We start from the raw sequence: 13888 nt of genomic DNA on the forward strand, positions 1-13888 counted from the left end.
GGGTCTCCCCGGGGGTGCGTTATCTACCACTTGGTAGGTAAGATAGGCTGGGCGAGGCCGACGAGGCAACCCCTGGAGGGATCGTGACCGCGTCCGTACGCCGCCGGCTCCCGCCGGCCGAGCGCCGCGAGGAGATCCTCGCCGCCGCGACCGAGCTCATCGCCGTCTCCGGCTTCAACGGGGTCTCACTGGGCGAGTTCGCCGCGGCGTGCGGCATGACCAAAGCCGGGCTGCTGCACCACTTCCCGTCGAAGGAGCACGTCCTCGTCGGCGTCCTGGAACGCCGCGACGAGCTCGACGTCGCCGCGGTCATGGGCGACGCGGACCCGGCCCCGGACGCGGAGACGGCCCGCGCGGCGCTGACCCGCCTGGTGCACCGCAACCTGGGTCAGCAATCGGTCGTGAAGCTCTACACGGTGCTCAGTGCGGAGGCGCTCGACCCGGCGCACCCGGCCCACGACTACTTCCGGCGGCGCCTGCGCACGAGCCGGGACCGGCTGGAGCGGCAGCTGTTCGCCTGGCACCCGCGGCCGGGGGAGGCGGCGGTGGAGTTGCTCGCCTTTCTGGACGGCCTCCAGCTCAACTGGCTGCGCGACCCGGAGATCGACTTCGAGGCGCACTGGGAGTCGTTCGCCGACCGTTTCTTCGCCCAGGATTGAGCCCGGAGACTCAGACGGTGCCGGGGCGCCTCCCCGCACGGGAGGCGCCCCGGGACCCGGTCAGGAGCAGGTGGCGGAGCCGAGCTTGACCGTGGCCGGCGGGGTGGCCGGGCCGTTGGCGGTGAAGCCGATCGTCACCGAGGACCCGGCGGCCAGCGACGGGGCGTGTCCCGGCGCCGCGGCCGTCACCGTGGTGCCCGACTGGGTGACCGTCGCATTCCAGCCGCTGCCCAGCGTCACGCCGGACGGCCAGGACCAGGTCACCGACCACGGGTTGGCCGCCGCCGTGCCGGTGTTGGTCACCGTCAGCGCGCCCTGGAAGCCGCCCTGCCAGGAGTTGTCCTGCTTGTACGTCGCCGTGCACCCGCCCGTGGGCGCGGGCGGCGTGGAGGGACCGCCGGACGGGGGCGTGCTGGTGCCGCCGCCCACGGGCGCGATCAGGTACGGCTGCAGGATGGCCTGCTTGGCGGTGTTGATGTTGGTCCAGTCGTCGAGCGCGATGCCGCCGGTGTCACCGGAGTTGGGATTCCACGACCAGTACGTGAACGACATGCCGTTGACGCCGGTGCCGGTGTACGCCATCAGCTTCTCGAGCCACACCTTGTCCTCGGGGTTCTGCAGCGTGCTGCCGAACTCACCCATCATGATCGGGGCGGTGTTCTGCTTGTACAGGTAGCCCCAGTAGCGGTCCCAGACGCCGGGCAGGTTGTTCGGGAACGAGGGGTCGTCGAACCAGGTCTGCCGGTACACCGAGGTGGCGTACTCGTGCGGGGAGTAGACGAGCCGGTTCGCCACGCTCAGCCGCACCGGGAACTGGCCGGCCTTGGACAGGTTGCCGCCCCACCAGCCGCAGTCCTCGTCGTTGCCGGGGTCGTTGTCCCAGGTGTTCGACAGCCCGCCGCTGGGGCAGCTGACACCCTCCACGAAGATCAGCCAGTTCGGCTGCACGGACAGGATCGCGTTGCCGGCACGCTCGGCCGCGAGCCGCCAGTCGCGGGCCGTGTCGCCGCAGCCCCAGCAAGAGCCGGTGGCGGCCGGGTTGGTGCCCTCGGCGTGCGGCTCGTTGTGCAGGTCCGCGCCGATCACCGTGGTGTTGCCGGCGTACCGGCGGGCGAGCATCTGCCAGTCGCTGATCCAGGTGCTCTCCGGCACGGCGGCGGTGTACCAGAGCGCGGTCTGGCCGGCGGCGGTCGGGCGGTGCCGGTCCAGGATGACGCGCATGCCCTTGCTCCCGGCGTACGCGATCACCTTGTCCAGGATCTGCAGCGGTGACAGGCCGACCAGGTCGGGGTTGGTGAAGTCGTTGATGCCGGTCGCGGTGGCGCCCGGCTTGAGCGCGTCGTTGGAGAACGGGATGCGCAGCGTGTTGTAGCCGAGCCGGGCCATGGTGTCGAGCTGCGAGCGCCACGGGTTGCTCGACCACAGACCGTGGAAGGTCTTGTTGTCGGTCTCCATGCCGAACCAGTTGATGCCGGTGATGCGCACCGTCGTGCCGGTGCTGTCGACGATCTTGTTGCCGTCGGTGTGCAGGTAGCCGGTGCCCGTGCCGGCCGCGGAGGCGGCCGACGGGGACAGGGCCAGGCCGCCGGCCACCAGAGCGGCGGCCGAGAGGATGGCGGCGAGTTTCTTGCGGACCATGCGGACTCCGATTCGGATCAGCTCGCCTGGCAGGCGAGGCCGTTGAGGGAGAAGGTGGTGGGACGGGGGTTGCTGCCGGTGAGGGTTCCGCTGAAGCCGAAGGTGGCCGTCGCGCCCGGCGCCAGCGAGGCGTTCCAGGTCTCGCCGACCGCGGTGACGGCAGTGCCGGACTGCGTGACGCGCGCCGACCACGACTGGGTAACCCGCTGCCCGCCGGTGTAGGTCCACTGCAGAGACCAGGGATTGAGCACGGTGTCACCGGTGTTGGTCACCGAGACGTTGCCGGTGAAGCCGGTGCTCCAGTCGTCGGTTGTATAAGAAATGCGGCAGGAGCCGCTGTCAACAGGCGGCGTGGGCGTGGTGCCGCTGTAGGTCAGCCCGTATCCGTACGCGAACAGCGGCGTCTTGCCGTCGCCGTCGTTGATCGGCTGCTGGCTCGCCGACTGCATCCACGTCATCGGCAGCTTGCCGGTGGGCGCGTAGTCGCCGAAGAGCACATCGGACACCCCGGCGCCCTCGCTGCCCGGCAGCCACGCTGCCACCAGCGCGTTCCAGTTGCCGAGCTCCGCGGCGACGTCCAGCGGGCGTCCGGAGACCAGGACCACGATCACGGGTACGCCGGAAGCACGCAGCCGCGACAGCGTGGCGAGGTCGGTGCTGTCGAGGCTCAGCGAGCCGGGACGGTCACCCTGGCCCTCGGCGTACGGCGTCTCGCCGACCACCGCGATCGCCGCCCGGTACGTGCCGTCGATGCCCGAGCCGTCGCGGCTGTACGTGACCGTGGCCTGCGCGCCGACCGCCGAGCGGATGCCCTGCAGGATCGACGTGCCGGTGATCGTGCTGCCGCTCGCGCCCTGCCAGGTAAGCGTCCAGCCGCCGCTCTGGTTGCCGAGGTCGTCCGCGCTCTTGCCGGCCACGAAGACCTTGCCGCCCGCCTTGGCCAGCGGCAGTACGCCGCCCTGGTTCTTCAGCAGCACCTGGGACTCGCGCACGGCCTGGCGGGCCAGCGCCCGGTGGTCGGCGCTGCCGATCGTCGACGCGTACGTGCGGTCGGCGTACGGGCGCTCGAAGAGTCCCAGCTCGAACTTCTTCGTGAGGATCCGGCGGTTCGCGTCGTCGATGCGGGACATGGGGATCTGCCCCGACTGCACGGCCGCGCGCAGGTAGCCGACGAACGTCTTCCAGTCGACCGGCACCATGAGCATGTCGAGCCCGGCGTTGACCGCGTTGACCACCTCGGCCTGCGTGAAGCCGGTGCGCCCGTCGAGCTGGTCGATCGCGGCCCAGTCGGAGACCGTGAAGCCGGTGAACCCGAGCTCGCCCTTGAGCACGTCGGTGACGAGGTACTTGTGGGCGTGCAGCTTGGTGCCGTTGAAGCTGCTGAACGAGATCATGATCGAGCCGGCGCCGCGCCGGACCGCCTCGGCGAACGGCGGCAGGTGGATCGCGCGAAGCTCGGCCTCGCTGAGCTGGGTGTCGCCCTGGTCCACGCCGTTGGTCGTGCCGCCGTCGCCGACGTAGTGCTTGGCGGTGGCCAGCACCGACGCCGGGCCGCCGAGCCGGTCGCCCTGCAGGCCGTCGATCACGGTGGTCATCGAGGAGACCAGGTCGGGCTTCTCGCCGTACGACTCGTACGTGCGGCCCCAGCGGTCGTTGCGGGCCACGCACACGCAGGGCGCGAAGGTCCAGTCCTGCCCGGCGCCGGTGACCTCCTCGGCGGTGGCCCGGCCGATGCGCCGGACGAGCTCGGGGTCGCGGGTGGCGCCCAGGCCGATGTTGTGCGGGAAGATCGTCGCGCCGGCCACGTTGTTGTCGCCGTGCACCGCGTCGATCCCGTAGATCATCGGGATCTGCAGGGGTGTCGCGAGCGCGCCGCGCTGCAGCGAGTCGTAGAGGTCGGCCCAGCCGGCCGGGCTGTTGGGCGTGGGCGCGGAGCCGCCGCCGGAGAGCACCGAGCCCAGCCGGTACGTGGTCAGGTCGCCCGGGGTGACCACGGCCCGCTCGGCCTGGGTCATCTGACCGACCTTGTCGTCGAGCGTCATCCGGCCCAGCAGATCGGTGACGCGCTGGGCGACCGGCAGCGACGGATCCTGGTACGGCAGCGGGGCGGCGGCGACGGTGCCGCCGGGTTCCGGGGCGGCGGCGAATCCGGCCGCGATGACCGTGGCGGCGGCCAGGCCGGCGAGCAGGGCACGCATGATCGTGCTCCTCACGGGGTGTGGCGGTGCAGTGACGCTCATCGTTACATGGGAGCGCTCCCATGACAACGAGATGTCGAGATTGTTTCCGGCCGGAGCCGAGGCCGAGGTCAGTGGCAGGTGCCGGTGCCCGAGTCGGTGAACGAGCCGCCGGACACGTGCAGGAAGTCCCAGCGGTACGAACCCGGGCGCAGCGTCAGCCGCAGGACGCCGAAGGTGTCGTCGTTGCGCCGTTCGCTGTTGGCCGCCGTCCTGCCGAACGGGTACAGGGCCGCGCCGCCGGTGCCGGCCACGAACTCCCGGATCCCCCGCGCGGTGTCGCGGCGCCCGGCCGGGGTCTGCGGGGCGAAGCGCTCGTACACGTGGTTGTGGCCGGCCAGCAGCAGCTCCACGCCGGCGTCGTACAGGGCCTGCACCAGCGGGCGGGTCCCGGTCGCCGGGGGATGGGTCGCCGCGGACGTGAACAGCGGGTGGTGGACCATCGCCACCGTGCACGCCGTGCGGTGCGCCGCCAGGTCGGTCCGCAGCCAGCGCTCCTGCGTGGACCCGCGGGCGCAGCCGCCGGGCACGGACGAGCAGTTCGTGTTCAGCACGACCACGTGCCAGGCGCCGGCCTCGTACGAGTAGTAGCCCTTGCCGCGCGGCCCGGCCGCGGCGCCGAAGTAGTCGAAGTACGGGGCTGCGCTGCGGCTGCTGTGGTACTCGTGGTTGCCCACGACCGGCCGCGTCCGCGCCTTCACCTTGCCCCACGTGGGCCCGTAACACTTCGCGAAGTCCGACCGGCTGCCGTCCGGGTACGCGTTGTCCCCCAGCGTGAACACCGTGCCGGAGAAGCGCTGCAGGACCGCGAGCGTCCGGCTGTCCCCGGTCGCGTCGCACGCCGCGATGTCGCCCGCCCCGATGAGCACCGCCGGGGCGGGCGACGCCTGCTGAGCCTGCGGTCGCGCGGCCGACGGCTCGGAGGGTGCCGGCGTGACGGGGCCGTTCGCTCCCGTGCAGCCGGCGAGAGCCGCGGTCAGGAGCGCCGCGAGAATCGGTCGGAGTCGCACGGCACCTGCGTTCCCGGAAAACGCAGTTTCACTCCTGCGGTCCGGCTGCGCTGGGTGAGGACGTCGCAGACCAGCACGACCAGCGCCACGCCGAGCGCGGCCGGGGTGACCGTCTCGCCGAGCAGGAGCCGCCCTCGGCGTGCCCGAGGGCGCAGAGCGCCATCGGCGCAACCAGGTAGAGGTCGGCGATCGACCCGGCCCCGACCTCACCGTCGACGTGGCGCTCGCCGCTGCGGCAGCCGCGGAAGGCGTCGTCGTCTTCCCCGGCCGGCCCTGGTACGCCGGCGAGCCGCCGGCCCCGCACCTGCGCCTCACGTACGCGGCTGCCCCGCCGGACCTCATGGACGAGGCCGTCCGCCGCCTCGCCCGTGCCCTGGCGGGTCCTTAATGTCTTTCTTGAGGTGGTTTGACCATCACCCGTCCGGGAACGCTCACCGCCCGGACGACGCGTCACCGAGCGTCGTCCCCGGACGATCGGCGAAACCGTGCGACATGTGCATCCGGGCCCCGGGGCCACGAGCCTCGCGGCGGACCCGCCCGTGTTCACCCTCGGCGTCGAGGAGGAGTTCCTGCTGCTCGATCCGCGTACCGGCCGCAACGCCCCGCGCGCCGGGCAGGCGCTGGCCGGCCTGCCCGAGCCGGTGCGCGGCCAGAGCCGGCCGGAGTTCCGGCGCAGCATGATCGAGATGGTCACCCCGGTCAGCACCGGCCTGGCCGAACTCCGTCGTGAGCTGCTGCGCCTGCGCCGCTCGGCGGCCCGGGCCGCGGTCGCCGCCGGGACCGACCTCGTCGCGATCGGCGCGACCCCGGTGTCCGAGCCGGACGTGGACGTCTCCGACGAGCCGCGCTACCGCGCGATGGAGCGCCAGTACGGCCCCGTCGCGCGCGACCCCTCGGTGTGCGGGTGCCATGTGCACGTCGGCGTGCCGGACCGCGAGACCGCCGTGCAGGTCTGCAACCACCTGCGGCCGTGGCTCCCGGTGATCCAGGCCCTTGCCGTGAACTCGCCGCTCTACGCCGGCGCCGACACCGGGCATGCCAGCTGGCGCTCGATCCAGCTGGAACGCTGGCCCAGCCTGGGGCCCACGCCGTACTTCGCCGACGCGGCGGACTACGACCGGACCGTCGAGGCCCTCATCCTCTCCGGCGTGATGCTCGACCCCGGGATGGTCTACTGGTACGCCCGCCCGTCGGCGAACTACCCCACGGTCGAGGTCCGCGTGGCCGACGTCTGCCCCTCGGTGGACGACACGGTGCTGCTGGCCGGGCTGGTCCGGGCCCTCGTGGCCACCGTCTGCGACGACCTCCGGGCCGGCCTGCGCGCCCCGCGCCTGCGCGGCTGCCTGGTCCGGGCCGCGCACTGGCGTGCCGCCCACGACGGCATGGCGGGGCTGCTCATCGACCTGCGCTCCGGCCGGGCCCGTCCCGCGTGGGAGCTGGTGGACGACCTGGTCGCCGCGGTGACCCCGGCGCTGCTGCGGCACGACGACCTCGAGCGGATCCACACCGAGCTCGACCGCGTACGCCACGACGGCACCGGCGCCGCACGACAGCGCCGCATCCTCGCAGCCGGCGGGGGAACCCGTGACGTGCTGGCCGTCCTCGCGCAGGAGACCGTCCGCGGCTGACCGGCCCGTGGATAGGATGGTGGCGGTGCGCCGGGAAGTCTGGTCGGCAAGTGGCTGACCCGACCCCGGAAACGGAGCTCCCATGGCCTCTGCGCCCCCGCAGACCCCGAACGTCCTCGGCCGCGGCTCGTGGCGGGAGACCCGCCGCATCGCCGACGTGCTCCGCAAGGAGACCATCGGCGGGGCGTTGCTGCTCGCCGGTGCGGTCATCGCGCTGATCTGGGCCAACTCCCCGTGGGGCGACAGCTACGCGGCGCTGCGTGACGTGAAGGTCGGCCCGTCCGCGCTGCATCTGGACCTGTCGCTCGCCACCTGGGCGGCCGACGGCCTCCTGGCGATCTTCTTCTTCGTCGCCGGGCTCGAGCTCAAACGCGAGTTCGTCGCCGGTGACCTGCGCGACCCGCGCCGCGCGGCGGTCCCGGTGGCCGCCGCGGTGGGCGGGGTCGTCGTTCCGGCGCTGGTCTACGCCGTCGTCAACTGGGGCGGGGCGGTCCGCGGCTGGGCGATCCCCACCGCCACCGACATCGCCTTCGCGCTCGCCGTGCTCGCGGTGGTGGGCCGGTTCCTGCCCGCGGCGCTGCGGACGTTCCTGCTGACCCTCGCGGTGGTCGACGACCTGCTGGCCATCGTCATCATCGCGGTGTTCTACACCGCCGGCCTGGCGGTGCTCCCGCTGCTGGGCGCCCTGATCCCGCTCGCGCTGTTCACCGTGCTCGTGCAGCGGCGGGTGCGGTCCTGGTGGCTGCTGCTCCCGCTGGCGTTCGCCGCCTGGACGCTCGTGCACGCGTCCGGCGTGCACGCCACCGTCGCCGGGGTGCTGCTCGGCTTCGCGGTGCCGGTGATCCGCCGCAGCCCCGGCGAGGGGCCCGGCCTGGCCGAGCACTTCGAGCACCGCTTCCGGCCGATCTCCGCCGGGCTGGCGGTCCCCCTCTTCGCGCTGATGTCGGCGGGCGTCGCGATCGGGGGCGCGAGCGGGCTGGCGTCCGCGCTCGGCGACCCGATCGCTCTCGGGGTGGTGGCCGGGCTCGTGCTCGGCAAGCCGATCGGCATCACGCTGGCGACCTGGCTGACCGCCCGCTTCACCCGGGCCCGCCTCGACGCCGGCCTGGCCTGGATCGACGTCGTCGGGCTCGCCCTGCTCGGCGGGATCGGGTTCACGGTCTCGCTGCTGATCGGCGAGCTCGCGTTCGGGGTGGGCACCGAGGGCGAGGACCACGTGAAGGTGGCGGTGCTGACCGGCTCCCTGCTCGCGGCCGTCCTCGCCGCGGTCGTGCTGCGCCTGCGCAACCGGACGTACCGCAGGATCTGCGCCGAGGAGCAGATCGACCGGGACCGGGACGACATCCCGGACGTCTACCAGCGCTGACACCGCGACCCGCTGCGTACGCTGGCAGCATGCGAAGGGATGGCAATGCGCGCCGGTGACATCGCGGCGCCGATGAGCACGGTGGCCGAGGACCTCCCCGCCCGCGAGGCGGCCCGGGTGCTGGCCGCCCAGAACCTGCCCGGCCTGATCGTCGTGGACGCCCGGGGGCGCCCGCTCACCGTCCTGGCGGGAACGCAGGTGCTGCGCATGGCCCTGCCGTCCTACTGCCAGGACGACCCGGCGCTGGCCCGGGTGATCGACGAGGCGGCCGCCGACGTCATCCTCCGCGGCATCGGCGAGCGCACCGTCGCCGACCTGCTGCCGCGCAACCGTCCCGAGCTGCCGGTGGTCCGCACGGACGCCACGATGCTCGAGGTGGCCTCGCTGATGGCCCGCTCCGGCGTCCCGCTCGTCGCGGTGGTGGACGAGCAGCGCGTGATGACCGGGGCGATCACCCTGGACGGGCTGCTCGACCGGATGCTCGGCACCTGAGCGCTCACCCCACGAAGAAGCGCAGCCACAGGTACGGCACCGCGAGCGCCACCGAGATCACGGTGACGATCAGCCCGTACTTCGTGAAGCCCCAGAATGTGATCTTGTGGCCGGCCCGCTCGGCGATGCCCAGCACCACCACGTTCGCCGAGGCGCCCACCGCCGTGGCGTTGCCGCCCAGGTCCGCGCCGAGGGCCAGGGCCCACCACAGCACCTGAGCGTGGTCGTTGCCGCCGGCGGCGTCGACCATCTCGGCGACGATCGGGCTCATCGTCGCGACGTACGGGATGTTGTCCACGATCGCGGACAACCCGGCCGAGGCCCACAGCAGCAGCATCGTGGCGGGCCACATCCGGTCGCCGACCGCGTCGGTCGCGGCGCGGGCCAGCTCGTCGATGACCCCGGTGGCGACCAGCCCGCCGACCATCACGAAGAGACCGGCGAAGAAGATCAGCGTCGGCCACTCCACGTCCCGGGCCACCTCGGCCGGGTCCAGCCGGGACAGGGCGAGCAGCAGCAGGCCGCCCAGCAGCGCGACCACCGACGGCTCGAGACCGAGCACCGTGTGCAGGGTGAAGGCCGCGAGCACCACGGCCAGCACCGACAGGCTCAGCACCACCAGGCGCGGCTCCCGGATCGCGTCCCGCTCGCGCAACGCCATGACCTGCGCGGCGCGCTCGGCGTCGTAGCGGAACGCCTGCCGGAACATGAACCGGCACAGCAGCACGAGGACCACGAGCACGACCAGGACGAACGGCGCCAGCACCGACAGGAACGCGTTGAAGCTCAGCCCCGAGCGGCTGGCGATGATGATGTTCGGCGGGTCGCCGACCAGCGTGGCCGTCCCGCCGATGTTGGAGGCCAGCACCTCGGCGATGAGGAACGGGATCGGCGGCACGCCCAGCCGGTCGCACACCAGCAGCGTCACGGGCGCGACCAGAAGGACGGTGGTGACGTTGTCCAGCGCGGCGGAGACCACCCCGGTGACCACGATGAGGATCACCATGATCGGGAACGGCCGGCCGCGGGCCTTCTTGGCGGCCCAGATCGCGACGTACTCGAACAGGCCCGTGCGTTTGAGCACCCCGACGATCAGCATCATGCCGAGCAGCAGGAACACGACGTTCCAGTCGATGCCGGCTTCCTCGGAGAAGAACGCGTGCTCCGCGTCGGTGGCCCCCACCGCCAGCATGACCGCGGCGCCGCCGAGGGCCACGGCGACCCGGTTGATCTTCTCGGTGGCGATGAGCACGTACGCGGTCACGAACACGACCACCGCGATCCAGGCAAGCGTGCCCATGTGTCTCCCGGAGCTGGTCAGCCGTCATCGATCGCCGACCAGACTTCCCGGCACACCAGCGATAACCTAACAGCCGGCCGGCCGTCGCGCCGTTTGAAGTGGCCACGACCCGGGCACGTCGATCACGTCAGTTGTCGTTTGTCGTGGAGGTTTCACCATGCCAGCGCGCAAGGACATGCCCGGCACCCTCAAGCGGTCGCCGAAGAAGGCCCAGGACACGTACGTCAAGGTCCACGACTCCGCGGTCGAGGAGTACGGCGAGGGCGAGCGCGCGCACCGTACGGCGCTCGCCGCGGTCAAGCACTCGTTCGAGAAGGTCGGCGACCACTGGGAGCCCAAGGCGAAGAAGGGCCCCAGCGACAAGAAAGCCGCCGGCGGCCGCGACACCAAGGCGAAGACGGCGGGCGGGGTCGACGCCAACGCCGGCAAGGAGCACCTGCAGAGCCTGGCGAAGAAGCTCGACATCAGCGGCCGCAGCAAGATGAAGAAGTCCGAGCTGGTCGAGGCGATCCAGAAGGCCAACGCGAAGAGCACCCGCAAGGCCCGGACGAAGTAGACCGCCGCGGGCGGGACGGGGACGGCCCCCGTCAAACGCCTGAGAAATGCCCTCTCGGGGGGTGGCGCCTCCCGGCTTGCGCATGACTAGTCTCCTTCAGCCGCCCGTCTTGTGTGGAGGCGGGCGGCCGAGTGGGAGGCAAGGAATGAGAAGAGTTCTGGCGGCCACCGTTGCCGCCGCGGTCGGGCTCGCGATCGGTGGCGGCATGATCCCGTCCACCGCGCAGGCCCGGAGCGGGTCCGGGGCCGGCTACACCCCGCCGCCCATCGCCTGGGGCCAGTGCGCCAGCGCGGGGCTGAACGCGCGGGGTGCGCAGTGCGGCATGCTGACCGTGCCGCTCGATTACCGGAAGCCGGGCGGCACCAAGATCAAGCTCGCGGTGTCGCGGATCAAGCACACCTCGGCCGACTACCAGGGCGTCATGCTGACCAACCCGGGTGGTCCGGGCGGCTCCGGCCTCACCCTGTCGGTGCTGGGCGAGTACGTGCCCGGCGACGTCGGCACGAAGTACGACTGGATCGGCTTCGATCCGCGCGGCGTCGGTTCCAGCCAGCCCGCGCTGAGCTGCGACACCGAGTACGCCGGCTACAACCGGCCTTACTACGTGCCGGTCACGAAGTCGCTGGAGAAGACGTGGCTCGCCAAGACGAAGGCGTACGCCCAGGCCTGTGACCGCGCGGGCGGGGCGCTGCTCGACCACGTCAAGACCACCGACACCATCGCCGACATGGAGAGCATCCGCAAGGCGCTCGGCGCCAAGCAGATCAACTTCTACGGCTTCTCGTACGGGACGTACCTCGGCCAGGTCTACGCGACGCTGCACGCCGACAAGGTGCGCCGCATGGTGCTCGACGGCAATGTGGACCCGCGGCGGGTCTGGTACGCGGCCAACCTCGACCAGGACGTGGCGTTCGACAAGAACATGGACGTCTACTTCGCCTGGGTCGCCGAGTACGACTCCGTGTACCACCTCGGCAGCACCGCCAAGGTCGTGAAGAAGAAGTACTACGCGACCCTGCAGCAGCTGCGCAAGAAGCCGGCCGGCGGCAAGATCGGCCCGGACGAGTGGAACGACATCTTCGTCTCCGCGGGCTACTACGTCTTCGGCTGGCAGGACGTCGCCGAGGCGTTCGCGGCGTGGGTCAACGACGGCGACTCCAAGCCGCTCGAGGCGCAGTACGCCGCCCCGGGCGAGCCCGGCGCCGACAACAACTACGCCATGTACCTCGCCACCCAGTGCACCGACGTCAAGTGGCCGCAGAGCTGGGACAAGTGGCGGCGGGACAACTGGAAGACCTACGCCAAGGCGCCGTTCATCACCTGGAACAACGCCTGGTACAACGCGCCCTGCCGCAACTGGGGCGCCAAGCCGGGCACGCCGGTGACGGTCAACGGCAAGAAGGCCCCGCCGATCCTGCTGATCAGCGAGACCAACGACGCCGCCACGCCGTACTCGGGCAGCCTCGAGGTCCGCAAGCGCTTCCCGCGCTCGGTGCTGCTCGAGGGCGTCGGCGGCATCACGCACGCCGGCTCGCTCAACGGGGTCGCCTGCACCGACGACACCATCGCCGCGTACCTCGACTCCGGCGCGCTGCCCACCCGGGTGCACGGCAACCGCTCCGACAAGCAGTGTGAGCCCGTCCCGGTGCCGGACCCCACGGCCGCCGCGGCGAAGAGCCTCAGCGCCACCGCGGGCGCCGGCCGGGTCCCGCTGCGGGATCTGGTCACCATCCGCTGAACCGGCCACCGGTCCCGGGAGCCCCGCCGGCTCCCGGGACCGGTGCGTCACCACGCGACGGGAAGCTCCCGCAGGCCGCGGACCAGCAGGCCGGTCTTCCACGGCAGGTCCTTCTCGTCGACCGCCAGCCGCAGCTCCGGCAGCCGGCCGAGCAGCGTGCGCAGCGCGACCTGCAGCTCCATGCGGGCCAGCTGGGCGCCGAGGCAGTGGTGCACGCCGTGGCCGAAGCCGACGTGCGGGTTGGCCTCGCGGGTGAAGTCGAGGTCGTCCGCGCCGCCGAACACCGAGGCGTCCCGGTTGGCCGACGACAGCGCCGGGATCACCGGTTCGCCGGCGCGGATCCGCACCCCGCCCAGCTCCAGGTCCTCGGTGGCGTAGCGGGCGAACGCCGCGGCGGCGCCGAGCGGCACGTACCGCAGCAGCTCCTCCACGGCGCCCGGGATGAGCCCCGGGTCGTTCCTGAGCTCCGCCAGCTTCGCCGGGTGGGTCAGCAGCACGTACATGAAGTTGGAGATCTGGGTGACCGTGGTCTCGTGACCGGCCGCAAGCAGGCCCGCGGCCAGCTGCACCATCTCCTGCTCGCTCAGCCGGTCCTCGTTGTCGCGGGCCAGCACCAGCGCGCCGATCAGGTCGCCGGTCGGCGTCACCCGCCGCTGCGCGATCAGCCCGGCCATGTACGCGTGCAGGCTGTCCAGGTACTCGCCGATCCGCTCCGGCGGCAACGAGGTGGTGGAGACGATCGCCTCGGACCACGTCCGGAACAGGTGCTGGTCCTCCGGCGGCACCCCCAGCAGCCGGCAGATCACGCGTACCGGGAGCGGGGTGGAGAAGTCCTCCACCAGGTCGGCGGGCGGTCCCGCCGAGACCATCGCGTCGACCAACTCGTTCGCGATCTCGGTGGTGCCGGGCCGCAGCTCCTCCACCCGGCGGGCGGTGAACGCCTTGGCCACCAGCCGGCGCAGCCGGCTGTGGTCCGGCGGGTCCATCGCCAGGATCCCGGTGCCGATCTGGCGGGGCGTGGTGCGGGGCTCGTCGCGGCCGGTCGCGGCGGACCGGCTGAACCGGGGGTCGGCGAGGACGGTCTTCACGTCCTGGTGCCGGGTGGCCAGCCAGGCCTCCTCGCCGAACGGCAGCCGGACCCGGGTCACCGGCTCCTCGTGGCGCAGGTGGGCGTACAGGGGGTCGAGGTCGAGGCGGTCGGGGTCGCTGAACGGGTACGTACGCGCCGCACCGGCCTGCCGGGTGTCTGACATGCGTGCTCCTG

General features: G+C 72.1%; 12 protein-coding genes. 7 read left to right on the forward strand and 5 right to left on the reverse strand.

Annotated elements, in window-relative coordinates:
- The first annotated feature begins 83 nt into the window (after positions 1 to 83).
- Positions 84 to 659, forward strand: a complete 576-nt coding sequence (locus tag AB0K03_RS01325; RefSeq protein ID WP_364678765.1) for a TetR/AcrR family transcriptional regulator — start codon at positions 84 to 86, stop codon at positions 657 to 659.
- A 60-nt stretch (positions 660 to 719) separates the two neighbouring features.
- On the opposite strand, the gene AB0K03_RS01330 is transcribed toward AB0K03_RS01325, so the two are convergent.
- From AB0K03_RS01330 to AB0K03_RS01340, 3 genes are all read right to left on the reverse strand, one after another.
- Positions 720 to 2297 carry a cellulase family glycosylhydrolase gene (locus AB0K03_RS01330; RefSeq protein ID WP_364678768.1) on the reverse strand — a complete coding sequence of 526 codons (1578 nt, stop codon included), beginning with the start codon at positions 2295 to 2297 and terminating at the stop codon, positions 720 to 722.
- Positions 2298 to 2314: 17 nt separating this feature from the next.
- A complete protein-coding gene (locus tag AB0K03_RS01335; protein WP_364678771.1) occupies positions 2315 to 4495 on the reverse strand; it encodes a glycoside hydrolase family 3 N-terminal domain-containing protein in 2181 nt (726 codons plus the stop codon).
- A 110-nt stretch (positions 4496 to 4605) separates the two neighbouring features.
- On the reverse strand, positions 4606 to 5544 hold the full coding sequence (locus AB0K03_RS01340; RefSeq protein WP_364678774.1) for a metallophosphoesterase: 939 nt from the start codon (positions 5542 to 5544) through the stop codon (positions 4606 to 4608).
- A 139-nt stretch (positions 5545 to 5683) separates the two neighbouring features.
- On the opposite strand from AB0K03_RS01340, the gene AB0K03_RS01345 reads away from it, so the two are divergent.
- The 4 genes from AB0K03_RS01345 to AB0K03_RS01360 all read left to right on the forward strand — a co-directional run bounded on the left by AB0K03_RS01345 (position 5684) and on the right by AB0K03_RS01360 (position 9030).
- The gene (locus AB0K03_RS01345; protein WP_364678777.1) at positions 5684 to 5932 is read left to right on the forward strand and encodes a hypothetical protein; all 249 of its coding nucleotides are present in this window, start codon (positions 5684 to 5686) and stop codon (positions 5930 to 5932) included.
- A gap of 106 nt (positions 5933 to 6038) precedes the next feature.
- Positions 6039 to 7172 (forward strand): glutamate--cysteine ligase, encoded by a 1134-nt coding sequence (locus AB0K03_RS01350; RefSeq protein WP_364679383.1) that lies wholly within the window; start codon positions 6039 to 6041, stop codon positions 7170 to 7172.
- Positions 7173 to 7254: 82 nt separating this feature from the next.
- Complete coding sequence (gene nhaA / locus AB0K03_RS01355; RefSeq protein ID WP_364678780.1) at positions 7255 to 8538, forward strand: Na+/H+ antiporter NhaA; 1284 nt, start codon at positions 7255 to 7257, stop codon at positions 8536 to 8538.
- A 39-nt stretch (positions 8539 to 8577) separates the two neighbouring features.
- The gene (locus AB0K03_RS01360) at positions 8578 to 9030 is read left to right on the forward strand and encodes a CBS domain-containing protein (RefSeq protein ID WP_364678783.1); all 453 of its coding nucleotides are present in this window, start codon (positions 8578 to 8580) and stop codon (positions 9028 to 9030) included.
- A 4-nt stretch (positions 9031 to 9034) separates the two neighbouring features.
- Here the strand turns inward: AB0K03_RS01360 and AB0K03_RS01365 are convergent, their stop codons facing one another.
- Positions 9035 to 10330, reverse strand: a complete 1296-nt coding sequence (locus AB0K03_RS01365; RefSeq protein ID WP_364678786.1) for an ArsB/NhaD family transporter — start codon at positions 10328 to 10330, stop codon at positions 9035 to 9037.
- Positions 10331 to 10487: 157 nt separating this feature from the next.
- On the opposite strand from AB0K03_RS01365, the gene AB0K03_RS01370 reads away from it, so the two are divergent.
- Together AB0K03_RS01370 and AB0K03_RS01375 are read left to right on the forward strand one after the other, a co-directional pair.
- On the forward strand, positions 10488 to 10886 hold the full coding sequence (locus AB0K03_RS01370) for a ChaB family protein (protein ID WP_364678789.1): 399 nt from the start codon (positions 10488 to 10490) through the stop codon (positions 10884 to 10886).
- Positions 10887 to 11031: 145 nt separating this feature from the next.
- Positions 11032 to 12624 (forward strand): alpha/beta hydrolase, encoded by a 1593-nt coding sequence (locus tag AB0K03_RS01375; RefSeq protein ID WP_364678792.1) that lies wholly within the window; start codon positions 11032 to 11034, stop codon positions 12622 to 12624.
- A 47-nt stretch (positions 12625 to 12671) separates the two neighbouring features.
- Here the strand turns inward: AB0K03_RS01375 and AB0K03_RS01380 are convergent, their stop codons facing one another.
- Positions 12672 to 13877: a cytochrome P450 gene (locus AB0K03_RS01380; protein WP_364678795.1), complete on the reverse strand. Its 1206-nt coding sequence runs from the start codon at positions 13875 to 13877 to the stop codon at positions 12672 to 12674.
- Positions 13878 to 13888 lie beyond the last annotated feature (11 nt).

The organism is Actinoplanes sp. NPDC049316, assembly GCF_040677315.1.
GTDB lineage: Bacteria > Actinomycetota > Actinomycetes > Mycobacteriales > Micromonosporaceae > Actinoplanes.

Excerpts from the sequence above, each read along its gene's own strand:
- AB0K03_RS01330 (WP_364678768.1), bottom strand. The coding sequence starts at position 2,297 with ATGGTCCGCAAGAAACTCGCCGCCATCCTCTCGGCCGCCGCTCTGGTG.
- AB0K03_RS01335 (WP_364678771.1), bottom strand. The coding sequence starts at position 4,495 with ATGCGTGCCCTGCTCGCCGGCCTGGCCGCCGCCACGGTCATCGCGGCC.
- nhaA (WP_364678780.1), top strand. The coding sequence starts at position 7,255 with ATGGCCTCTGCGCCCCCGCAGACCCCGAACGTCCTCGGCCGCGGCTCG.
- AB0K03_RS01360 (WP_364678783.1), top strand. The coding sequence starts at position 8,578 with ATGGCAATGCGCGCCGGTGACATCGCGGCGCCGATGAGCACGGTGGCC.
- AB0K03_RS01365 (WP_364678786.1), bottom strand. The coding sequence starts at position 10,330 with ATGGGCACGCTTGCCTGGATCGCGGTGGTCGTGTTCGTGACCGCGTAC.
- AB0K03_RS01370 (WP_364678789.1), top strand. The coding sequence starts at position 10,488 with ATGCCAGCGCGCAAGGACATGCCCGGCACCCTCAAGCGGTCGCCGAAG.
- AB0K03_RS01375 (WP_364678792.1), top strand. The coding sequence starts at position 11,032 with ATGAGAAGAGTTCTGGCGGCCACCGTTGCCGCCGCGGTCGGGCTCGCG.
- AB0K03_RS01380 (WP_364678795.1), bottom strand. The coding sequence starts at position 13,877 with ATGTCAGACACCCGGCAGGCCGGTGCGGCGCGTACGTACCCGTTCAGC.